The organism is Paenibacillus cisolokensis, from assembly GCF_018403665.1.
GTDB classification, from domain to species: Bacteria; Bacillota; Bacilli; order Paenibacillales; family Paenibacillaceae; genus Paenibacillus_AH; species Paenibacillus_AH cisolokensis.
The window spans coordinates 20,164-43,608 of sequence record NZ_BOVJ01000184.1 but is presented as its reverse complement, the minus strand read 5'-3'; the positions used below and the strand labels follow the sequence as shown (position 1 = coordinate 43,608).

Annotated in this window: 16 protein-coding genes, 3 pseudogenes and 1 riboswitch; all 19 genes and pseudogenes read left to right on the top strand. The window is 58.6% G+C overall.

The features are described 5' to 3' along the window. Nucleotides 1-859 precede the first annotated feature (859 nt). Nucleotides 860-961: riboswitch (purine riboswitch) on the top strand. 203 nt (nt 962-1,164) lie between these two features. Then, on the top strand, nt 1,165-1,650 hold the full coding sequence (purE, locus tag PACILC2_RS22705) for a 5-(carboxyamino)imidazole ribonucleotide mutase (protein ID WP_062495992.1): 486 nt from the start codon (nt 1,165-1,167) through the stop codon (nt 1,648-1,650). Next, nucleotides 1,647-2,846, top strand: a complete 1,200-nt coding sequence (purK, locus tag PACILC2_RS22700; protein WP_213531015.1) for a 5-(carboxyamino)imidazole ribonucleotide synthase — start codon at nt 1,647-1,649, stop codon at nt 2,844-2,846. The genes purE and purK overlap by 4 nt, the downstream gene beginning before the upstream one ends. A 9-nt stretch (nt 2,847-2,855) precedes the next feature. Then, complete coding sequence (gene purB / locus PACILC2_RS22695) at nt 2,856-4,157, top strand: adenylosuccinate lyase (RefSeq protein ID WP_062495989.1); 1,302 nt, start codon at nt 2,856-2,858, stop codon at nt 4,155-4,157. Nucleotides 4,158-4,172: 15 nt separating this feature from the next. Then, nucleotides 4,173-5,066: a phosphoribosylaminoimidazolesuccinocarboxamide synthase gene (locus tag PACILC2_RS22690; RefSeq protein WP_213531013.1), complete on the top strand. Its 894-nt coding sequence runs from the start codon at nt 4,173-4,175 to the stop codon at nt 5,064-5,066. 120 nt (nt 5,067-5,186) lie between these two features. Then, nucleotides 5,187-5,429: a phosphoribosylformylglycinamidine synthase subunit PurS gene (gene purS / locus PACILC2_RS22685; protein ID WP_062495985.1), complete on the top strand. Its 243-nt coding sequence runs from the start codon at nt 5,187-5,189 to the stop codon at nt 5,427-5,429. Nucleotides 5,430-5,432: 3 nt separating this feature from the next. Continuing rightward, complete coding sequence (purQ, locus tag PACILC2_RS22680) at nt 5,433-6,128, top strand: phosphoribosylformylglycinamidine synthase subunit PurQ (protein WP_213531011.1); 696 nt, start codon at nt 5,433-5,435, stop codon at nt 6,126-6,128. Continuing rightward, nucleotides 6,106-8,349: a phosphoribosylformylglycinamidine synthase subunit PurL gene (purL, locus tag PACILC2_RS22675; RefSeq protein WP_213531009.1), complete on the top strand. Its 2,244-nt coding sequence runs from the start codon at nt 6,106-6,108 to the stop codon at nt 8,347-8,349. Before purQ ends, purL begins: the two co-directional genes overlap by 23 nt. Next, nucleotides 8,334-9,814, top strand: a pseudogene (gene purF / locus PACILC2_RS22670) (amidophosphoribosyltransferase). The gene purL and the pseudogene purF overlap by 16 nt, the downstream one beginning before the upstream one ends. A 76-nt stretch (nt 9,815-9,890) precedes the next feature. Continuing rightward, on the top strand, nt 9,891-10,934 hold the full coding sequence (purM, locus tag PACILC2_RS22665; RefSeq protein WP_213531006.1) for a phosphoribosylformylglycinamidine cyclo-ligase: 1,044 nt from the start codon (nt 9,891-9,893) through the stop codon (nt 10,932-10,934). Continuing rightward, a pseudogene (purN, locus tag PACILC2_RS22660) lies at nt 10,934-11,544 on the top strand (phosphoribosylglycinamide formyltransferase). The gene purM and the pseudogene purN overlap by 1 nt, the downstream one beginning before the upstream one ends. 52 nt (nt 11,545-11,596) lie before the next feature. Further along, complete coding sequence (gene purH / locus PACILC2_RS22655) at nt 11,597-13,144, top strand: bifunctional phosphoribosylaminoimidazolecarboxamide formyltransferase/IMP cyclohydrolase (RefSeq protein ID WP_213531004.1); 1,548 nt, start codon at nt 11,597-11,599, stop codon at nt 13,142-13,144. A gap of 282 nt (nt 13,145-13,426) precedes the next feature. Next, nucleotides 13,427-14,694 (top strand): annotated as a pseudogene (gene purD / locus PACILC2_RS22650) (phosphoribosylamine--glycine ligase). Between the two features lie 291 nt (nt 14,695-14,985). After that, the gene (locus PACILC2_RS22645; RefSeq protein WP_244863768.1) at nt 14,986-15,924 is read left to right on the top strand and encodes a polysaccharide deacetylase family protein; all 939 of its coding nucleotides are present in this window, start codon (nt 14,986-14,988) and stop codon (nt 15,922-15,924) included. Between the two features lie 79 nt (nt 15,925-16,003). Next, entirely contained in the window at nt 16,004-17,536 is a 1,533-nt protein-coding gene (locus PACILC2_RS22640) for an FG-GAP repeat domain-containing protein (RefSeq protein WP_213531002.1), read from the top strand. Between the two features lie 15 nt (nt 17,537-17,551). Continuing rightward, nucleotides 17,552-18,427 carry a response regulator transcription factor gene (locus tag PACILC2_RS27530; RefSeq protein ID WP_244863767.1) on the top strand — a complete coding sequence of 292 codons (876 nt, stop codon included), beginning with the start codon at nt 17,552-17,554 and terminating at the stop codon, nt 18,425-18,427. Continuing rightward, nucleotides 18,424-19,836 carry a sensor histidine kinase gene (locus tag PACILC2_RS22625; protein WP_062495966.1) on the top strand — a complete coding sequence of 471 codons (1,413 nt, stop codon included), beginning with the start codon at nt 18,424-18,426 and terminating at the stop codon, nt 19,834-19,836. The genes PACILC2_RS27530 and PACILC2_RS22625 overlap by 4 nt, the downstream gene beginning before the upstream one ends. Before the next feature lie 523 nt (nt 19,837-20,359). Continuing rightward, nucleotides 20,360-21,181 carry an alpha/beta hydrolase gene (locus PACILC2_RS22620; protein WP_062495963.1) on the top strand — a complete coding sequence of 274 codons (822 nt, stop codon included), beginning with the start codon at nt 20,360-20,362 and terminating at the stop codon, nt 21,179-21,181. Between the two features lie 293 nt (nt 21,182-21,474). Further along, a complete protein-coding gene (locus tag PACILC2_RS22615; protein WP_213531000.1) occupies nt 21,475-22,638 on the top strand; it encodes a DUF3048 domain-containing protein in 1,164 nt (387 codons plus the stop codon). 207 nt (nt 22,639-22,845) lie between these two features. Beyond that, on the top strand, nt 22,846-23,439 hold the full coding sequence (locus tag PACILC2_RS22610; RefSeq protein WP_213530998.1) for a DUF47 domain-containing protein: 594 nt from the start codon (nt 22,846-22,848) through the stop codon (nt 23,437-23,439). The last annotated feature ends 6 nt before the right edge of the window (nt 23,440-23,445 follow it).

Sequence of the window (23,445 nt, the reverse complement as noted above, 5' to 3'; positions counted from 1 at the left end):
ACAATTTTTGCGTTTTGGTTACTTTACGCCCGAAAAAGCTGCATTTTTGCAGCATTGTAATTTATTGGGTTTCTATCTTCCGGGTGACAGCCCGCGGGGCCGGAGTAAAGCAATTTCGGGACAAGAGGCCGTTTACATGGGGGTTGGCGCGAACGAATAAGCGCAGGGCTTGCCGCATGGTGGCGGTCAACCAGGCCCTGGAGGCTCGCAATTCGTCGCCCGGCGGTCGGGTAGGCGAGGGAGAATAGAGCCCTGGCCGCCATCGCGAAACAGGATCGTCCTCAGACAGGGACGAAGGAGTCGTTTTTATGCCCCGAATCAATTGCCTCGCACCATGTGCCCCCGAAGCATGTGCCCCGAACCGTATGCCCCAAACCAAGTGTGCCGAACCATGTGCGCCGAACATTCCCACCGAACATTTTTCCATCATTTACAACCGGTTATCCCGTAACTCTGTTGCGACGCGATCCGTCTAATGTTCAAAAGAAGAGCATTTTGATAAAAACGGCGAGAGAAAGCGGGGAAAGAACGATGCTCAGCAGGAGGCAACTGCAACTGATCTTCGGTTTATGTTTAATGATCCCGATCGTTGTGTTATGCGCGCTGCTGCTGTCGAAGGCGGCTTCGTTTGTGGCCGGGGCCGGTATCCCGTCGGGCGGATAACCGGGACGATGGCGAAGCGTACAAACTGCAGGAAAACGGGCTGCGCTGGGTGCAGGCCGTTTTTTGCTGCAAAGAGATCGGCATGGCACGTCAAAAACGAACTTTCGCAAATGAAAACTTTAAAATGTTCGTATTTTGGTTGACACCGGTAGGGCGATCCGATAAACTAAATATGCCGGGATCGCCGTTTTGCGGCGGTTGGCGGCTCATACAGCCTCGTATATACTCGGGAATATGGCCCGAAAGTTTCTACCCGAAAACCTTAAATTTTCGGACTACGAGCGGTGTGAATGGACGAAAAGGAAAATAAGCAAAGCAGGTTGTCCTCGGCATGGGGCAGCCTTGTGTTGTCTTTGCCTGTCCTTTTTGGGCTTCGATCGCTTGTGTCCGCGGCAACATCATTTTGCTGGCGGGCTTTTTTCGTTTTTTGCGAAATATTAAAGGAAGTATAAGTTCATGATTATGTTCGCCATTTATTAAAGGCAAAGGTGGGTTAATCGCATGTCAGCGAAAGTGGGCGTCATCATGGGCAGCAAGTCGGACTGGGAGACGATGAAGGGAGCCTGCGACGTACTGGAAGAACTCGGCATTCCTTATGAGAAAAGGGTCGTATCGGCGCACCGGACGCCGGATTTGATGTTCGAATACGCGGAAACGGCGGCGTCCCGCGGGCTGAAGGCGATTATCGCCGGAGCCGGCGGCGCGGCGCATCTGCCCGGCATGGTTGCCGCCAAGACGGTCTTGCCGGTCATTGGCGTGCCCGTCAAATCGTCGAATTTGAACGGGCTCGATTCGCTGCTGTCGATTGTGCAGATGCCGGCCGGCGTCCCGGTCGCCACCGTGGCGATCGGCCATGCGGGCGCAGCCAATGCGGGACTGCTCGCGGCGCAGATCATCGGCGCGTTCGATCCGGAGGTGCGGGCGCGCGTCGAAGCGCGGCGCGAACGGATTCGCCGCGAAGTGATGGAAAGCGGGGAGACGTTGTGAACGAAACGGTATCCGGTGTTGCAGGCGCAGAAGCCACGGCCGGCGAAGGGCGAGTCATATTGCCGGGAAGCACCGTCGGCATTCTTGGCGGTGGGCAGCTCGGACGGATGCTGGCGCTCGCGGGTTCGGCGCTCGGCTACCGCTTTGTGACGCTCGATCCGACGCCGGACGCGCCTTGCGGCCAGGTGGCCCGTCAAATTACGGCCGCCTACGACGACCGCGAGGCGGCGCGCGAGCTGGCTGGGCAGGCGGACGTTATAACGTACGAGTTCGAGAACGTGGACGCGGGCGTCGCGGATATGCTGATGCGGGAATCGTACGTGCCGCAAGGAAGCCGGCTGCTCTATACGACGCAGCATCGGCTGCGCGAGAAGCGGGCGGTCGAGGCGGCTGGCGCGCGGGTGGCGCCCTATACGGAAATCGGCAGCGAACGCGAGCTGCGCGAAGCGGCGGCCCGGTTCGGGCTGCCGTGCGTCCTGAAAACCGCCACAGGCGGTTATGACGGCAAGGGACAGTTCGTGATCCGGAGCGAGGAAGAAATTCCGGAGGCGTACAGGCTGCTCAGCCGCGCCGGAACGGAGCTGGTGCTCGAACAGTTTATTCGGTTCGAGAAGGAGCTGTCCGTCATCGCGGCGCGCAGCCCTCGGGGCGAAACGAGCGTGTTCCCGCCGGCGGAAAATATTCATGTGGACAATATTTTGCACTTGTCGATCGTCCCGGCGCGCATCGGCGGCGATGTCCGGCGGGAGGCCGAACGGCTGGCGCTGAGGATTGCCGAAGGGCTAGGCGTTATCGGGCTGATCGCCGTGGAGATGTTTCTGACGGCGGACGGGGAGCTGTTCGTCAACGAGCTGGCGCCGCGGCCGCACAACAGCGGCCATTACACGATGGAGGCTTGCCGGACGTCGCAGTTCGAGCAGCATGTGCGGGCGATCTGCAACCTGCCGCTCGGCGATACGTCGCTGCTTACGCCGGTTGTGATGGTCAATGTGCTCGGCGAGCATGTGGAGCCGCTGCTGGCGCGGATGGCGCGGCCGGACGAAACGGCGGCAAAACTCGGCGTCGCGCCGAAGGTGCATTTGTACGGCAAGCGCGAGGCCAAGAGCAAGCGGAAGATGGGACATATAAACGTACTCGCGCCCGATGTGGACGCGGCGTTAAAATGGATAGCGGAAACTACAATCTGGAAGGTGTGAGCTAGCTCGATGTTGGAACGTTACAGCAGACCGGAAATGCGGGCAATCTGGACGGAGGAAAATAAGTTCAAGGCGTGGCTGGAGGTTGAATTGTGCGCCTGCGAGGCATGGGCGGAGCTGAATGTCATTCCGCGCGAGGACGTGGAGGCGCTGCGCCGGAACGCCGGCTTTGACATCAAGCGGATTTACGAAATCGAGCAGGAAACGCGGCATGACGTCATCGCCTTTACGCGGGCGGTCTCCGAGACGCTCGGTCCGGAGCGCAAATGGGTGCATTACGGGCTGACTTCGACCGATGTCGTCGACACGGCGCTCGGCTACCTGCTGCGGCAGGCTAACGAGATTTTGGAGCGGGACATCGTAAACTTCATCGATATTTTGCGGAACCAGGCGATTAAGTACAAAGATACGCCGATGATGGGACGGACGCACGGCGTTCATGCCGAGCCGACGACGTTCGGGCTGAAGCTGGCGCTGTGGTACGAGGAGATGAAGCGGAATCTGGAGCGGTTCCGGCATGCGGCCAATGGCGTGCAGTTCGGGAAAATTTCAGGGGCGGTCGGCACATACGCCAACATCGATCCGTTCGTCGAGGAATTCGTGTGCCGCAAGCTCGGCATTACGCCGGCGCCGATCTCGACGCAGACGCTGCAGCGCGACCGGCACGCGGAATATATGGCGACGCTGGCGCTGATCGCAACTTCGCTCGACAAGTTCGCGACGGAAATCCGGGCGCTTCAGAAGAGCGAGTTCCGCGAAGTCGAGGAGCCGTTCGCAAAAGGGCAGAAAGGCTCGTCGGCGATGCCGCATAAGCGCAATCCGATCGGCTGCGAAAATATTTCCGGCCTCGCGCGCGTCCTTCGCGGCCATATGATTTCGGCGTACGAGAACGTGCCGCTCTGGCATGAGCGGGATATCAGCCACTCGTCGGTCGAGCGCGTCATTTTGCCGGATGCGACGATGCTGTTGAACTACATGCTGAACCGGCTCGGCAACATTATCCGCAATTTGACGGTATTCCCGGAAAATATGAAGCGCAACATGCAGCGCACGTACGGCGTGCCGTTCTCGGGCCGCGTCATGACGAAGCTGATCGACAAAGGATTGAGCCGCGAGCAGGCATACGATACGGTTCAGCCGCGCGCGATGCAGGCATGGGAGGAGCAGCGGCAATTCCGCGATATCATCATGGAAACGCCGGAAATTACGAAACATCTGACGCAAGAGGAAATCGACGACTGCTTCGATCCGGCATGGCATCTGAAGCATGTGGATACGATATTCCGCCGGCTCGGGCTGATCGAAGGATAGGAGGCGAAGCGCGAAATGAGTGCCCAAGCGTTGGCGACCGCCGCAGACCTCGTACAAGCGCCGCTCGTCTATAAAGGCAAAGTGCGCGAATTGTACGATCTCGGAGAGCATTATCTGATCGTTGTCACCGACCGCATTTCCGCGTTCGATTATGTGCTGGAGCCTCCGGTGCCGGACAAGGGCAATGTGCTGAATCGGCTGAGCGCGTTCTGGTTCGGGAAGACGGCGGATCTGCAGCCGAACCATGTCGTCCATACGGACGCGTCGCGGCTCGGGGACGTGCTGAAATCGCCGGAGCTGATGAAAAACCGCATTATGGTGGCGAAGAAAGCCGAACGGATCGACGTCGAATGCGTCGTGCGGGGCTATATCACCGGCGGGGGCTGGAGACAATACCAGAAAACGTCGGCGATTAACGGTCTGCGGCTGCCGGCGGGGCTGCGCAAAAACGAGCGGCTGCCCGAGCCGCTGTTTACGCCTGCTGCGAAAAACGACGTCGGCCATGACGAGGACATCTCGTATGAGCGGCTTGTGGAGAAGGTCGGCAGTGAATTGGCCGGCCAGCTGCGCGAGCGAAGTTTGAAGCTGTACAAATATGCCCGGGATTACTGCGCGGAGCGCGGCATCATATTGGCCGACTGCAAATTCGAGTTTGGATTGATAGACGGAGAAATCGTACTCATCGATGAAATTTTTACCCCCGATGCCTCGCGTTTCTGGGCGGAAGACAAATATGCGCTCGATATCGAAATCGACAGCATGGACAAGGAACCGGTGCGCGCCTACCTGGCCGCTTCGGACTGGGACAAAAACAGCAAGCCGGCGCCTCTGCCGGACAGCGTCGTGGCCGAGACGACCCGCCGTTACCGGGACATCTACCGGCGATTGACCGGAAGCGAACTGGATTGACGACCCGGCGCGTAAACGCAGCAAACGAACCGGATTGACACCCCGACGCGGTAACCGCCGATTCGATCAGGGTCGGCAACCGTCATTCGCGCTTCATCGAACATAATGGGAGGTATCGCAATGAAAGCAACAGTTTATGTGACGATTAAACAAAACGTGCTAGATCCGCAAGGTACGGCCGTGCAGGGAGCGCTTCATTCCATGGGCTTCGGCGAGGTGGGTAGCGTGCGGATCGGCAAATATATGGAGCTTGAACTGGATACGTCCGACCGCGAGGAAGCGCAGGCGCGTGTGAAGGAAATGTGCGAAAAGCTGCTCGCCAATACCGTCATCGAAGATTACCGGTTCGAATTGGAGGGCTGACCGATGAAATTTGCGGTGCTTGTGTTCCCCGGCTCGAACTGCGACATCGACTGCTACAAAGCGGTTGAGGACACGATCGGCCAAAAAGTCGACTACGTCTGGCATACGGCAACCGATCTGTCCGGCTATGACGCCATTCTCGTGCCCGGCGGTTTTTCATATGGCGACTACTTGCGTTGCGGCGCCATCGCCCGTTTCGCGCCGGTGATGAACGCGGTCAGGGAGGCGGCGGAGGCCGGCAAGTACGTGCTCGGCATTTGCAACGGATTTCAGATTTTAACCGAGGCGGGGCTGCTGCCCGGCGCGCTCAGGCGCAACCGCAATCTTAAATTTATTTGCCGCCAGGCGCCGCTTGAGGTGGTTAATAACCGCACGCCTTTCACCAATCAATACGCATCAGGCGAAGTGATCCGTATTCCGATCGCGCATGGCGAAGGCAACTATTACTGCGACGAGGAAACGCTGGAACGGCTGAAGGCGAACAACCAGATCGTGTTCCGCTACGCGAACGGCGACAACCCGAACGGCTCCGTGTACGATATCGCGGGTATCTGCAACGAGCAAGGCAATGTGGTGGGGATGATGCCTCACCCGGAGCGCGCGGTCGATCAATTGCTCGGTTCGGAGGACGGCAAGCGCATGTTCACATCGATTCTGAGTGCATGGAGGGAACGGCATGGCGCAGCAGTTAACGGCTAAGGAGCCGACGGCGGAACAAATCGCGGAACAGAAAATATACAAGCAGATGGGCGTCACCGACTACGAGTACGAGCTGATCTGCGGATTTCTCGGCCGCAAGCCGAACTACACGGAAATCGGCGTATTCAGCGTCATGTGGTCGGAGCACTGCTCGTACAAAAATTCCAAGCCGATTTTGAAGAAGTTCCCGGTCACCGGTCCGAAGGTGCTGATGGGACCGGGCGAGGGCGCGGGCATCGTCGATATCGGCGACAATCAGGCGGTCGTGTTCAAGATCGAATCGCACAATCATCCGTCGGCGATCGAGCCGTATCAGGGCGCGGCAACAGGCGTCGGCGGCATCATCCGCGATATTTTCTCGATGGGCGCGCGGCCGGTGGCGCTGCTCAATTCGCTGCGCTTCGGACGGCTCGAGAACGAGCGCGTCAAATATTTGTTCGAGCACGTCGTCAGCGGCATCGCCGGTTACGGCAACTGCATCGGCATTCCGACGGTTGCGGGCGAGGTCATGTTCGATGAAAGCTACGAGGGCAATCCGCTCGTCAACGCGATGTGCGTCGGTCTGATCGATCACGATCGCATTCAGCGCGGCGTCGCCAAAGGGGTCGGCAACCCGGTATTTTATGTCGGTCCGCCGACGGGGCGGGACGGCATCCACGGCGCGACATTCGCCTCCGAGGAGCTGACGGAGGAATCGGAAGCGAAACGTCCGGCCGTGCAGGTCGGCGATCCGTTCATGGAGAAGCTCGTTATGGAAGCGACGCTGGAGCTGATCGAATCCGGCATCGTGCTCGGCATTCAGGATATGGGCGCGGCGGGGCTGACCTGTTCCAGCGCGGAGATGGCGTCGAAAGCCGGAAATGGCCTGGAATTGTACCTCGACGAGGTGCCGCAGCGCGAGAAGGGGATGACCCCGTACGAGATGATGCTGTCCGAATCCCAGGAGCGGATGCTGTTCGTGATCGAGCCGCAGCACGAAGCGCAAGCGCGGGAAATTTTCGAACGGTGGGGCGTGCTGTGCGTGAAGGTCGGCAAAGTAACCGACGACGGCAGGCTGCGTCTGTTCCATCAGGGCGAAGTCGTCGCCGATATGCCGGTCAAGGCGCTTGTCGACGAATGTCCGGTTTACAACAAGCCTTCGAAAGAGCCGGCGTACTATGCGGAGCAGGCGAAGATCGATACGTCGGCTTATCCGGAAGTGACGGATTTGAACGATGCGCTGCGCAAAGTTCTCGCCTCGCCGACTGTGGCAAGCAAAGAATGGGTATATAATCAGTATGATTATATGGTGCGAACGAGCACGGCGGTGCAGCCGGGTTCCGATGCGGCGGTCGTGACGATCCGCGGCACGCGCAAGGCGCTGGCAATGACGACAGATTGCAACGGACGGTACGTCTATCTCGATCCGGAGGTCGGCGGGCGGATCGCCGTCGCCGAAGCGGCGCGCAATATCGTTTGCTCGGGCGCCGAGCCGCTTGCAATTACCGACAATCTGAACTTCGGCAATCCGGAGAAACCGGAAGTGTTCTGGCAGCTCGAGAAGGCGGCCGACGGTATATCCGAAGCGTGCTGCACGCTGGAGACGCCGGTTATCGGCGGCAATGTGAGCCTGTACAACGAGAACGCGAAAGGCGCGATCTATCCGACGCCGGTCATCGGGATGGTCGGTCTCGTAACCGATATCGACCATATTACGACGCAAGGATTCAAGCGCGAAGGCGACGTCATCGTGCTTGTCGGCGAGACGAAGGCGGAGCTGGGCGGCAGCGAGTTTCAATATGTCGTGCACGGCAAGACGGAAGGGCGGCCGCCGGCCATCGATCTGGCGGTCGAGAAGAAGACGCTGGACGCGGTGCTGGCGGCGATTCGCCAGGGGCTCGTCGCTTCGGCGCACGACTTGTCCGAGGGCGGCCTCGCGGTCGCTTTGGCGGAATCGTGCATCAGCGGCGGCAAGGGAGCCGCAGTCCGCATCGCGACCGAACTGCGGCCCGACGTGGCGCTGTTCAGCGAATCGCAGTCGCGCATTCTGCTTTCGGCGGGTCCGGAGCATGCCGCTGCGTTGACGGCGCTGCTGGCGGAACGGGGCGTGCCCCATGCGATCATCGGAGAAGTGAAAGGAAGCAGCCTGACCATCGACGTAAATGGAAAGACGGGCGTTGACGCGCCGATCGAACAACTGGAGAAGGTCTGGAAGGATGCGATTCCATGTCTGATGCAATAAGCGTCGGCCGGCCCCGGTTATGGACCGGGAACCATTATAATGAAGGAATCGGACGCGACGATATATTCGACAAGTTGCGGGAAGAGTGCGGAGTATTCGGCGTGTTTGGCATTCCGAACGCGGCCAGTCTGTCGTACTACGGCTTGCACGCTCTGCAGCACCGCGGCGAGGAAAGCGCAGGCATCAGTACGGTCGACAGCGGCAGCGGCCGACTTGTGTACCATCGCGGGATGGGGCTCGTCAAAGAAGTGTTCGACCAGAACACGCTGGAGTCGCTCGTGGGCGACCGCGCGATCGGCCATGTGCGCTATTCGACGTCCGGCGAGAGCCGGCTCGCGAACGCCCAGCCGCTTATTTTCAAATACCGGGACGGCGATCTGGCGGTGGCGACGAACGGCAACATCGTGAATGCGCCGTCGATCCGCCGCGAGTTGGAGCGGCAAGGTTCCATCTTCCAGACGACGAGCGATACGGAAGTGATCGCTCACCTGATCGCCCGCTCCGACAAAGATTTCGTCGAAGCGACGAAGGATGCGCTGCAGCGGCTGATCGGCGGTTTCGCCTTCCTGATCATGACGAACGACAAGCTGCTTGTCGCATCCGATCCGAACGGCTTGCGTCCGCTTGTGATGGGGCGTCTCGGCGGCGGCTTCATATTCGCATCCGAAACCTGCGCGCTGGAGACGATCGGCGCGGAATACGAGCGCGACGTGCAGCCCGGCGAGCTGCTCGTGCTGGACGGCGACGGTCTGCGGACGGAGCGGTTCGAGCCGGCCGGCCGCCGCGCGGCGTGCGCGATGGAATATATTTATTTCGCGCGCCCGGACAGCGATATTAACGGCGTTAATATTCATTCCGCCCGCAAGCGGATGGGGCGGCGGCTCGCGATCGAGTCGTTCGTCGACGCGGACGTCGTCACCGGCGTGCCGGATTCGAGCATATCGGCGGCTATCGGCTATGCGGAACAGACCGGCATCCCTTACGAGCTCGGGCTGATCAAAACAAATATACGGGCCGCACGTTCATTCAGCCTTCTCAGGAGCTGCGGGAGAAGGGCGTCAAGATGAAGCTGTCGGCCGTGCGCAAAGTTGTCGAAGGCAAGCGCGTCGTCATGATTGACGATTCGATCGTGCGCGGCACGACGAGCCTTCGCATCGTCAACATGCTGCGCGAGGCGGGGGCGAGCGAGGTGCATGTCCGAATTACGTCGCCGCCGTTCGCGAATCCATGCTACTACGGCATCGATACGCCGGATCGCCGTGAGCTGATCGCGTCGTCCAAGACGGTCGAGGAGATCCGGAAGGCGATCAATGCGGATTCCCTCTATTTTCTGAGCGAGGAAGGTTTGATCGAAGCCGTCGGCGCCGGCCAGGGGCTGTACAGCGGCGGCATGTGCCTCGCTTGTTTCAACAACGATTATCCGACGCCGGTGAACGCGGAGTCGGACAAAAGCTGCAGCTGCTAGCGCGTGAAGGGAACGCAAAGCGGCGCCCGGCCGTGATGGCGCGGCATGGAAACAGATCGAGGGGGAGTGACGGACTGTGTCTGAGGCTTACAAACAAGCCGGAGTGGATATCGCGGCCGGCAACGAAGCGGTCGAGCGGATGAAGAAGCATGTCAGCCGGACGTTCCGGCCGGAAGTGCTGACGGGGCTGGGCGGATTCGGCGCCCTGTTCGGTCTGGACAAGGACAAATACGAGGAGCCGGTGCTCGTCTCCGGTACGGACGGGGTCGGAACGAAGCTGAAGCTGGCGTTCGAGCTGGACCGTCACGATACGATCGGCATCGACGCGGTGGCGATGTGCGTCAACGATGTCGTCGTACAGGGGGCGGAGCCGCTCTTCTTCCTGGATTATCTGGCCTGCGGCAAAGTCGTGCCGGAGAAAATCGAGGCGATCGTCAAAGGCGTCTCCGACGGCTGCGTGCAGGCGGGGTGCGCGCTGATCGGCGGGGAGACGGCGGAGATGCCGGGCATGTACGACGAGAACGAGTACGATATTGCCGGGTTTACGGTCGGCATCGTCGACAAGAAGCGGATCATCGACGGCTCGTCGATCGCGCCCGGAGATGCGGTGATCGGCCTTGCCTCAAGCGGCGTGCACAGCAACGGCTTCTCGCTCGTGCGCCGCGTCCTGCTGGAGAAGGCCGGCTACCGGCTGGACCAGGAACTGGAGGAGCTCGGCGGCGCCCGCCTTGGCGATACGCTGCTGGAACCGACGAAAATTTACGTCAAACCGGCGCTTGAACTTATCCGCCGCGTGCAGGTGAAAGGGATGGCGCATATTACAGGCGGCGGCTTTATCGAAAATATTCCGCGCATTTTGCCCGAGGGCGTCAACGTGAACGTGGAAGTCGGCTCGTGGCCGGTCCAACCCGTATTCCGGCTCATCCAGGAGAAAGGCGGAATTTCCAACCGCGACATGTTCACGACATTCAACATGGGCATCGGCCTCGTAATCGTCGTGCCCGCGCAACAGGCGGATGAAGCGCTGCGCGCCGCCAAGGAACTGGGCGAGGAAGCGTATCGGATCGGCACGGTCACGGCAGGCAGCCGGATCGTGACGTTTGCGGGAGCGGAGGTCTGATGGCGGAATTGCGCATCGCGGTTTTCGCATCCGGGAACGGCTCCAATTTCCAGGCGATCGCGGACGCGGTGCGGGAAGGGAAGCTTGATGCCTCGATCGAGCTTCTTGTTGCGATAAGCCGGGCGCTCCGGTGACGGAGCGCGCGCAGCGCGAAGGCGTGGAAACGTGGCTGTTTACGCCGAAATCGTATCCTTCCCGAGAAGCGTATGAAGCGGACATTTTGGCCGAGCTTCGGCGGCGGAACGTCGAGCTTGTCGTGCTTGCCGGCTATATGCGGATCATTACGCCGGTATTGGTCGAGCCCTATTACGGGCGGATGATCAACATCCATCCGTCGCTGTTGCCCGCTTTTCCCGGTATCGGGGGCATTCGTCAGGCGCTCGAATACGGCGTCAAAATTACCGGCGTAACGGTCCATTTCGTGGACGGCGGCATGGATACAGGTCCGATCATCGCCCAGCGGGCCGTCGAAGTGCTCGACGGCGACACGGAGGAGACGCTGGCCGAACGCATCCATAAGGCGGAACGGGAACTGCTGCCGCATGTCGTGCAATTCATCGCGGAAGGTCGGGTCGAGCTGAACGGCCGGCATGCCTCCATTCGGCAGTGATGTCAGGTTGAACGGCAATTTTTAAATTCGAATTTTCAGGGAGGTACTTGCATTGGCAAAGCGCAGAGCGCTGATCAGCGTGTCGGACAAGACGGGGATAGTAGATTTTGCCCGTGAATTGGCAGGTTTGGGCGTGGAAATCATTTCGACCGGGGGAACGGCGAGCCTGCTGGAGCGCGAAGGCATTCCGGTTATCGGCATTTCGGACGTCACCGGGTTTCCGGAAATTTTGGACGGCCGCGTCAAAACGTTGCACCCCGCCGTACACAGCGGCTTGCTGGCGATCCGCGACAACGAGGAGCATCGGCGGACGATGGAGGAGCTCGGACTCGGCTATATCGATTTCGTTATCGTCAACTTGTACCCGTTCCAGCAAACGATCGCGAAGCCTGACGTCGGGTACGAGGAAGCCGTCGAAAATATCGATATCGGCGGTCCGACCATGCTTCGTTCCGCAGCCAAAAATCACGCGTTCGTAACCGTCGTCGTCGATGCGGCCGATTACGCCGGGGTGCTGCAGGAAATCAAGGAAGGCGGCGACACGACGCTCGAAACCCGCAAGCGGCTGGCTGCGAAGGTGTTCCGCCATACGGCCGCCTACGACGCGCTGATCGGCGACTATCTGTCCCAGCAGGCGGGCGAGCAGCTGCCGGAGCGTTTCACGGTAACGTACGAGAAAATTCAGGATCTTCGTTACGGCGAAAATCCGCATCAGCGCGCGGCGTTCTATCGCAAGCCGCTTGCCGGGAAGGGCGATTTGACGACAGCCGAGCAGCTGCACGGCAAAGAACTGTCCTACAATAATATTAACGACGCCAACGCGGCGCTCGCGATCGTGAAGGAATTCGACGAACCGGCCGTCGTGGCGGTCAAGCATATGAATCCGTGCGGCGTTGGGATCGGGACGACCGTGGCGGAAGCGTACCGGAAAGCGTACGAGTCGGACCCGACCTCGATCTTCGGCGGCATCGTCGCCGCCAACCGCACGGTCGATGCGGAGACGGCCGGCATGCTGAGCGAGCTGTTCCTGGAAATCGTGCTGGCGCCCGACTTTACGCCGGAAGCGCTCGGCATTCTGACCCGGAAGAAAAATATTCGGCTGTTGAAGCTGGGCGACTGGTCGCGCGCGGCGGAGCGCAAGCCGGAATGGCTCGTTACGTCCGTCGCCGGCGGCATGCTTGTACAGGAAAGCGACGTATTGAGCGTCGAGGCGTCGGAGCTGAAGGTTGTCACCGACCGTCAGCCGACCGAGGAGGAACTGAAGCAGCTGCTGTTCGGCTGGAAAGTCGTCAAGCATGTAAAGTCGAACGCCATCGTGCTTGCCAAGGACAACATGACGATCGGCGTCGGGGCCGGCCAGATGAATCGTGTCGGCGCGGCGCGCATCGCGGTCGAGCAAGCGGGGGATAAGGCGCGCGGCGCGGTGCTGGCGTCCGACGCTTTCTTCCCGATGGGCGATACGGTGGAGCTGGCGGCGAAAGCGGGAATTACCGCGATCATTCAACCGGGCGGCTCGATCCGCGACGAGGAGTCGATTGCCGCTGCGAACGCGAACGGCATCGCCATGGTCTTTACCGGGGTTCGCCACTTCAAGCATTGATAAGCGAAGAACGTGTCCGGGCAAAGAGAGAGAGCCTGATTAAGGAAAGAGCGGATTGCTTGAGAAAAGGGACGGATTGGATAAAGGACGAGGAACGGACGGGTTGAAGAAAAGAGAATAAGCCGATCGGACGAAGGAAGAGAGAAAGAACGGATTGGTTCAAGGGAGATAGAAGGAGCCGATTGGCCGCTTGGATAAAGGAAGAGAGAAATAAGGGACGGAAAAGGAAGAACAGATAAGGAAGAACGGATAAAGGAAGTACGTGAGGAGGAAAACGGACTCGTGCGAGTAATGGTTATCGGCGGGGGCGGGCGTGAGCACGCCATCGTCTGGGCGCTCAAGAAGAGCGATAAGGTGAAGGAAATCTATTGCGCGCCGGGCAATGCCGGCATTGCGTCGCTGGCCGAATGCGTGCCGATCGGCGTCGACCGCTTCGACGAGTTGATCCGCTTCGCAAAGGAAATTCCGATCGATCTGGTTGTCGTAGGGCCCGACGATCCGCTGGCGGACGGCATCGTCGACGCGTTCGAAGCGGAGAACATCCCGATATACGGTCCGCGCCGCAACGCGGCGGAAATCGAAGGCAGCAAAATCTTCATGAAGCATTTGCTGAAAAATACGGCATTCCGACCGCCCAATACGAGACATTCACCGATTATGAGCAGGCGCTGGCCTACTTGCGCGGACAATCCGCTCCGATCGTGATCAAGGCCGACGGACTGGCCGCCGGCAAAGGGGTAACCGTCGCGAAGACGATGGAAGAAGCGGAGAAGGCGCTTCACGACATGATGGTCGCCAAAGTATTCGGCGAGTCCGGCAACCGCGTCGTGATCGAGGAGTTTCTGGAAGGGCAGGAGATGTCCATCCTGTCGTTCGTCGACGGCGAGATTGTGCGTCCGATGCCGGCGGCGCAGGATCACAAGCCGGTATTCGACGGCGACAAGGGACCGAACACGGGCGGCATGGGCACCTATTCGCCGCTGCCGCATATTCCGCAGTCCATTGTGGACGAGGCGGTCGAACGGATTATCAAGCCGACGGCGAAGGCGCTGGTCAGCGAAGGGCGCCCGTTCCGGGGCGTGCTGTTCGCCGGACTGATGATTACGAAGGACGGGCCGAAGACGATCGAGTTCAACGCCCGCATGGGCGACCCGGAGGCGCAAGTCGTATTGCCCCGTCTGGAGACCGATCTGGTCGACATTATTCTGGCATCGCTGAACGGACGGCTGGGTGAGCTCGACATTCGCTGGAGCGGCGAAGCGGCGGTATGCGTCATCCTCGCTTCCGAAGGTTATCCCGGCTCCTACCCGAAAGGCCGGGAGATCGAAGGTCTGGCCGATGCGGAAGCGCAAGGCGCACTCATCTTTCATGCCGGTACGGCGAGCCGTGACGGCGCAATCGTGACGAACGGCGGCCGGGTGCTCGGCGTCGTCGGCCGCGGCCGCGGCATCGCCGAAGCGCGAAGCCGCGCTTACGAAGCGGCGGACGCCATCCGTTTCGAGGGCAAACATTATCGCACCGACATCGCCGCAAAGGCGCTGCGCGGCTGACAGGCATCGTATCAACCGCTATCCGAACGATTCGGATAGCGGTTTTTAATTGCGCATTGATCGAAAAGAGCGTTCTGCTTTATCATAGAAGTGACATTTTTCTACGTTTGTCCAACGACTGTCCTTGCCGGAAGATCTTCGGTTTCGCTGTCTGCGCTAGCTGGGCCCGATGGGGGACTTGTCCGCAAAATATATCGCAATTGCTCGAAAGGTGTAACGGAATTGTAACTCCTTCCTATCCTTGTTCCGGTATGATGAAACCAGGAGAAGGCTATGGGGAGAGAGGAAAACATGACGGAAGGATGGAATTGCGCCCCCCGATGGAGGATATTTGCTCCGACGTTGCTTGCGGCGACGCTGATGCTTGGCGGATGCGGCAGCGGGAAAACGGCCGGATTGCTGGCGCCGGGTCCGCGCGCTATCGGAGCTATGGATGGCGGGAAAGGGAACGACAGCGTAAACGAACCTGTTGGGAAGAACGGCGCGGGGACGGCGGGAGACGAGCTCGGGCCGGACACCCGGGTTGCAGGCTCGCAATGGTACGCCGATCGATCGGCGGCCGCCCGGCCCGGAACGGATGGACGCGCATCAACGAACGGAACGCCTCCTTCCGGCAGGCTGGCGAAGCCCGATGAGAAGCCGCCGGAATCGGTCAAGCCGGCAAAGGGCGAGAAGACGGTGGCGCTTACGTTCGATGACGGACCGGATGCGAAGTATACTCCCGCCATTTTGGATATATTGCAAAAATATAATGTGAAAGCGACCTTCTTCCTGGTCGGCACGCAGGTGAAGAAATATCCGGAAATTGTTCAACGCATTGTGGACGAAGGCCACAGAATCGGAAATCATACGTTCGATCATAAAGATTTGACCAAGCTGAGCAAAGTGCAGATCAGGGAAGAAATTGCCAAAAACGACGAACTGATTCGCGGCGCCGTCGGCTTCACGCCCGAACTCGTTCGCGCCCCGTACGGGGCGGTGGATGACCGGATCAAGCAGATCGTCAAGGAGAACGGCCGCAAGCTGGTCGGCTGGAATGTCGACACGGAGGACTGGGCGGGCAGGTCCGTAACCCGGATGCGCAATAATGTCAAGGCGAATACGAAAGACGGGAGCATTATTCTGATGCATTCGTTCGGCGGAAAAAATATCGCCAATACGGTCAAACTGCTGCCGCTCGTCATCCATGATTTGAAAAAACGGGGATTCGTATTCGTCCTTGTCGAATAAATGCCGGCAGCCGCCAACATGCAGGCTACCGTTCGTTCTATTGGGAATCGTCGCCGCTACGAGCAGTCTGGAGGTGCATATGAGCAGTCAACCGGAATTATCAACCCCGAATTCGACCGCTTCGCCGCCCGGCGGTTTACCCGATCCAAGCAGCCGTATCCGCAGCTCCGCCGGGCTTTACCGCTCCGCGCGCATCAGGAGTGTGTTCGTCCGGAAGGGCGTCTGCGCTGTCTTGCTGACGGTTCTGATCTTGCTGACGGGATGCGACTATACTTCGGCGCCGGCTGATTTGCTGCAGGCGCCGGCGATGGCGCCGGACAAGCAGCAACTGGCGGAAGCGGTAGCCGCAGCGCTTCCCGCGCACAGCAAGCTGACGCTGCCGTATGCGGACGATCGGCTGGAAGCGATCCGCCGCATCGACCTGGACGGGGACGGCGTGGAAGAAGCGATTGTGACGTATCTGAACGAATTCAGTACGCCGGAGCTGCTTATTATGAAGCAATCGAATAACGGTTCGGGGTGGACAGCCTGGGCCGTCATAAACGAGCCGCTTGTTACCGGGCTGATATGGCTTCGCATCGCCGATCTGGACGACGACGGCCGGAAGGAAATCTTGGTCGGCTGGTCCCGTTCGACGGGCGAAGCGAAGCTGCTGGCCGTTTACCGGCTTGACGAGGGGCAACTGAACCGGGACAATGAAGGAATTCCGGTGCTCCAGTCTGTCAGCGGGCTGGATTACGCGGCTGCGGCTGTAGGCGACGCCGACGGCGACGGCTTCGTGGAGACGGCCGTCGTGACGGAGAATGCCAATACGCAGGAGCAGCTGTTGACCGTTTACAAATATCGCGGCGGCAAGCTGCAGCCAGTCTCCCGGCTTCCGCTGTTCAACGGCGTGAACGGTTATCACAGGCTTGCGGTCGGCAAGGTGGCGCCCGATCGGTACGGCATCGTCGCGGAAGGCTCGGTTGGCGCGCATTCCTGGTATACGTCGCTTATCGGGTGGAAGGACGGACGGCTGGTGCAGATATATCCCGCTCCGAGGGAATGGGAGACCGCCTTCAATCCGTACGGCGTTCGCAGCAGCGACCGCAACGGCGACGGCATTATCGAACTGCAGCGGCTGAAGGCGGCGCCGGGTCAGAACGCCTCGATGGCGGAAACGTATTTTATAAGCGAATGGCTGCAGTGGACCGGGGACGAAGACCAGCCGTTTCAATTGGTGGCCGAAGAATATACGGATTATAATTACGACTTTTCAATTCGCATTCCAAACCGATGGCATAACAGCTATACGATCAGCCGCCCGGCCGAAACGCAGCCGTACGGCCTGGCGTCGTTCGATTACCATAATCCCGAGACGGGCGCGCAGGCGACATGGTGGACGCTGTATGCGATACCGGGCGAGAATTATGCCGATATCGAGGAGGAATGGCAGCAAAACTCGCGCCATTACCTGTTTTTACGGGAAGCGGGCGGCATCGTGTATGCCGCGCTGTTCGCGGGAGAACCGCCGGAGCATTGGTCCGACGAGGAGAAAGAAGCTTACCGGGCGCTAATTCCGGACAAGGAGCAGCTGCGCTCCATGTTCCGTCTCGAGCTTGCCGAGCAATAGAAAGGAAGTGCCGACGTGAACGTGCTGCTGCTGGAAGACGAGGAAGCGATTCGCGGATTTGTCCGCATCAATCTGAAACGGAACGATATGAATGTGGTCGAAGCGGAGAACGGGGAAGACGCGCTGGCTTTGGCGAAAACGTCGGGTCCGTTCGACATCGCGATCATCGATGTGATGCTCCCGACGATAGACGGTTTCGAGGTGTGCCGGCGGCTTCGGGAAGCCTATCCTCGTATGGGGATTATTATGCTGACCGCCAAATCGCAGGAGGAGGATAAAATCCGCGGTCTGGAGCTGGGTGCGGACGATTACGTGCAAAAGCCGTTCAGCCCGGGCGAACTGATCGCGAGAATGAAGTCGCTCTACCGCCGAATGCACCCGGCGCCGGAGGGCGCCTCCGGGCGGTCTGAAGAAGAAGCCCGACCCGGGGCGGACACCGCGAACGTCGGCGGCGGACCGACCGGCCATGAACGGAAGGACGGGCTTCCCGCTGTCGCCGTCTTCGCGTCTGCGGCAGGTGCCGGTTCGCATGGCTACGAAGCTGCGGCTTCCGCCGTTCCGATGCAGCAGCCGGATGGCGGCAGCATTATTTGGGGACCGTTTCGGCTGTCGGTTCAGGAACGCCGGTTGTGGAAGAATGGCGTGGAAATTGTGCTGACCCCGACAGAGTGGGCGCTTGTGAAGCTGCTCATGGAGCGGGGAGGCGAAAGCGTCGGGCGGGACGAAATTTTGTCGAAGGTATGGGGGCGATATTTCGTCGGCGATCTGAAAATTGTTGACGTCAATATTCGCCGTATCCGCCAAAAGCTGGAGGATGTTCCTTCCGAGCCGGTCTATATTGAAACGATCTGGGGATTCGGGTATCGTTTCAATCGGAGCGATTCGTCATGAGAAGTCTGAGAACAAGAATCGTATGGAGTTACCTGCTGCTCGTCATATTGGTCGTATTCGTCCTCGGCGGGCTGTTTATGACGCTTATTTATCAGTATTACTACGGCAGCGCCGCCAGCGCCATGCGGGACAAAGCGGAGTCCGATTTGCAGGCGCACGGCCGCTCGCTGGCGGCAAGCTATACGATGAGGAACAAAGCCGATTACGTGCTGCAGCATATGGCCAAAGTGCATCCGCAAATTCAGCTGCTGGACATCGAGGGGAAGCTGCGAATGGACGGCAGCGGATTCGGCGGGGGGCAGCGCCTGACGACCGCGGACGTGGATGAAGCGATGCGGGGCAAAACGGGCGTCTGGCGCGGCGTCGATCCAGAAGACGGAGAACGGATCATCGCGGCGACGGTCCCGGTGAAGCAGGGAGACCGGATCGTGGCGCTGCTCCGATATTCCGCTTCGCTGCAGCAGGTTGACGCCATGGTGATGCAGTTGTTCAGGCTTACGCTGCTTACAGGCGCCGTTGTCGTGCTGCTCTTCCTCGGTTTGAGCCTCTTTATGGCGCAGCGCATCTCGATGCCGATTCGGGAACTGACCCGTTCCGCCAGGCTGATGGCCGACGGAGACTGGACGCGCCGCGTAACGCGCAAACGGCATGACGAAATCGGCCAGCTTGCCGATACGCTCAATACGCTCGCAGTCGAGCTGACAAAACGCGAAAAACTGAAGAACGATTTTATTTCCTCGATCTCGCATGAGCTTCGCACGCCGTTAACTTCCATCAAGGGATGGAGCGAGACATTGTCCGACGGTGCGACGGATGAAGAAGAAATGAAGCTCGGCTTCGCCATTATTCAGAGGGAAACGGAACGATTGTCGGGGCTTGTGGAGGATTTGCTCGATTTCTCCAAGCTGTTCGCGAACAATATGGTGCTGACGCCGGAGGAAATGAACCTCAACGATACGGTGCGGGAGTCGGTCCGGCAGATGGGGGTGCGCCAGGAGGAGACGGGCGTACGGCTCGTTTCGTCCCTGTGCAAAATGCCGCTCATCGTAAACGGCGACGTCAACCGGCTGAAGCAGGTGCTCATCAATCTTTTGGACAATGCTTTCAAATTTACGCCCAGCAGCGGCATCATACGGGTCACGACCTCCTGTGACGAACAGCATGCGGTGCTGACGATTGCGGATACCGGGATCGGCATCGAACCGGAAGACCTGCCCCATGTGACGGACAAGTTTTACAAAGCGTCGGGAAGCAAGGCGGGCAGCGGTCTCGGTCTGGCGATTTGCAAAGAGATCGTCGAACTGCATAACGGCACCTTGAAGCTGGACAGCGAACCGGGATCGGGCACCGTCGTGACGGTGCAAATTCCGCTTGCGAAGCCGGAGGGCGAGACGAATCATTCTTTATAAAACAAATGGTTGAAATTCGTGATAACGTACAGGATGGCGGCAATGACACCGATCAGAAGCAGGACGGCAAACCAATGCTCCGTTAACCATACGATCCAGGCGGGCATGCGATCACCTCTTTTTAAGGATAGTATGTCCGCATTTCGTTTCGGATACATCACGATGGCACAAGATGTTCAACTTTCATCTATTGACGAGCGAAGGATAATGATGCTATTATAGGTGTAATTCATAGTAAACAGGTAAGAATTATGAGTTTATTGAGAATTGGGGCGAAAGCAAAAGATACACACAGGTTGTGGATAACATGTGTACAACATAAAAAAGTCAAGTGGATAACCGATAAAAAGTTGTGAGCACTTGTTTGGCTATTTTTCCCCTGTTTTCATCTCATGGACCGTATGAACAACCGATTGTGAATATTTCTGTGCAAAATCTGTGGAGTAATGGGCCATTATTGTGAATACTGAAAGCTTATCTGTGTATAACGCTTCAAGCGCCAAGATTTAAGGAGGGCTACCGTGTGGAAAAGCAAATCGCGCTACATCACGAGGATGGATTAAAACTGGCGGCGACGCTGCATTATCCGGTCGCGCCGATGACGGACGACGGCAAGCATCCGGCTGTCGTCATCTGCCACGGGTTCATCGGCAACCGGATCGGCGTGGATCGGCTGTTCGTCAAAACGGCGCGTGCGCTTGCCGAAGAAGGCATGTTCGTGCTGCGTTTCGACTATGGCGGATGCGGGGAAAGCGAAGGCGACTACGGCGCTCTCGGCATGGACTCCATGATCGGGCAGACCCGTACGGCACTCGACTACGTATTGTCGATGGACTGCGTCGACCCGCTTCGCGTTACGCTGCTCGGGCATAGTCTCGGAGGAGCGGTCGCGCTGCAGACGGCCGTTCGGGACCGTCGGGTTAAGCGGCTTGTCCTCTGGTCGGCTGTCGGTTATCCGTTCAATGACATCGTTCGCATCGTCGGCCGGGATGCCTATGACGAATCGGTGAAAAAAGGTGCGGTCGATTATATGGGCTATACGCTGAAATCGGCATTTTTCCATTCCTTGATGGATCATCAGCCGTTTCAAACGGCGCCGCGTTTCGGCGGAGATGTGCTCATCGTCCACGGAACGGGCGATGAAATGATTCCGGTCGATTACGGATTTTTGTATCAGAAAATTTTCTGGACGCGCGGCGAAGGATTGTGCGACAAGGAAATTTTGTTTCAGGCAAACCATACCTTCTCGTCCCGCAAACATCAGGAGGAAGCGATCCGCGTCACGGGCGACTGGCTCGCCAAACTGGACAAACGGCAGGAGGAATGGCATCATTGGAGCATTTGATGCGGCGGTTGCCCGCCGCATCCAGCGGCCAACGCCGATCCCCGGATCAAGAAATCTCCGTATCTATTCTTCTTCTCTCTGTTTTTGTTTAACTCCCTTCCAGCCGTTAAGCCTGCCGCTCCCGCAATATGCCGGTGCTTGACGAACTCCATCACCATTACGTGCCGCTTTTCCGAAACATGCTTGTCCGAAACGGTTTCCAGCATTTTTTGGCATTTTGCTCTTCTCGCAGGCGGACAAACACGATAAACTGATAGGGTAGAAAATACGGAAAGATTGGACGGGATTTTCATATGAACAAAAGCAAGGTGCGCCGCATATCCGCCTTGGCGCTGATCGCGGCCATGCTCGCGGCGGCTGGTTGCCAGCGCCCGGTCGAGCCGGAAACCGCACCGCCGGAGCCGGCCGAAGAGATGCCGGCGCAGTCGGAACCCCAGGAAGAGAAGCCGGCGGCCCCGGCTTTCACTGCACCGCTTACCGGGCTTGGGCTTGAGGAAGAGGCGAAAGAGCGGCCTATCGCCGTTATGATCAACAACTTCAGCGCGGCGCGGCCGCAGTCGGGACTGTCGCATGCGGATATGATCTGGGAGATTTTGGCGGAAGGCGGGATAACACGGCTAGTCGCGATATTCCAGAGCGAAAGCTTCGACGAGCCGATCGGTCCGATTCGCAGCATTCGTCCCTACTTGATCGAAATCGGCGAATCGTACCGCGCCGTGCTCGCGCATGCCGGCGGCAGCACCGATGCGTACGCGATATTGCAAAACAAACAGGCGGGCAAGGCGTATCTGGACGAAATTACGAACGCCGGAAGCTATTTCTGGCGCGACAGCTCGCGCAAGGCACCGCACAACCTGTATTCCAATCTGGAGAAGCTGCGCGAAGGCGCGGACAAAAAAGGCTACAAAGCGGACAAGCGCCCGCCGATGTTCTATTTCGAGGAACTATCGCAAAAAGCGGCGGCGGATGCGGAATCCTCATCGGTGACGGAAGGCGGAGCGGGGACGGCCGGTTCGGCAGATAACGCAGGCTCGACAGATACCGCCGGTTCGACGGAGACTGCTCCGGCGACAAGCGTCGACATCCGCTTTCTGCTGAAGGATTATGTGGTGTCGTATGCGTATGACGCCCAGGAAGACGTCTACAAGCGCAGCATTAACGGCAAGTCGCATATCGACCTGAATACCGGCGAAGCGCTGGAGGCAGCGAACCTTGTCGTTCTCGGAGCCGACCATCAGGTCTACGACAATGTCGGACGGCTGAAGATCAATCTGGATAAAGGCGGTGAAGCGCTGCTCATTCGCGGCGGCGAAGCAATTCGGGCGCGATGGGAGCGATTGGACGGAGTCATTCGTATTATGAAGGACGGAGCCGAGCTGCCGTTTGCGCCGGGCAAAACGTTCTACCATATTGTGCCGAACAGTCCGTCTTTCGCCGAACATGTCACTTTGGGGTAATAATCGCTCGGGAAGGATACAATGAAACGTGCGGGTCATTTTCGATCCCGCACGTTTTTGTTGTCGGACAGGCTTGAAAAAAGAAAAATTGTCAAAAAAATTTACAATACCTTAATAAATGTGTGCTAAGATTAGAAAGGTTCGTTTGCTGTTCGTGCCTATACTCCATAGCGGACAAAAGGGGATAAACGATGTTCAAGAAGACAAATGTTTTTCCAAACTCTCGAAAACATGGCGGGCACCCTGGTTGAAGCGGCCGAGTATTTTGCCAATAATTTGGACAAGCTTTCGGATGCCGCCACCTTTTCCAAAGACATGAAGGAATTGGAAAGCAAATGTGACGCTTATACGCACACGATATACACCGAGCTGAACAAGACCTTCATTACGCCGATCGAGCGGGAGGATATATTGGCACTGATTACGTCGCTGGACGACGTGATGGACGGTATCGAGGCGAGCGCTTCGCGTTTCGAAATGTACCATATCCAGGAACCGGACGAATACATCAGGTTGTTCGCGGATAATCTGGTGCGCTCTTCGCATCAGATCAAGAAAGCAATCGGTTTGCTGACGCAGAAGAAGCTGCTGGCGATGCGCGAGCCTTGCATCGCGCTTAACGAGCTGGAGAATCAGGCGGACGATCTGCTGCGGGTATGCATTAAAACGCTGTTCGCCAATGTGACGGACCCGCTTGAAGTGATCAAGCGCAAAGAAATTTACGAACGTCTGGAAGCGACAACGGATTGCTGCGAAGATGTTGCCAATACCCTGGAATCGATTATTATGCGGAATAGTTAATTGAGG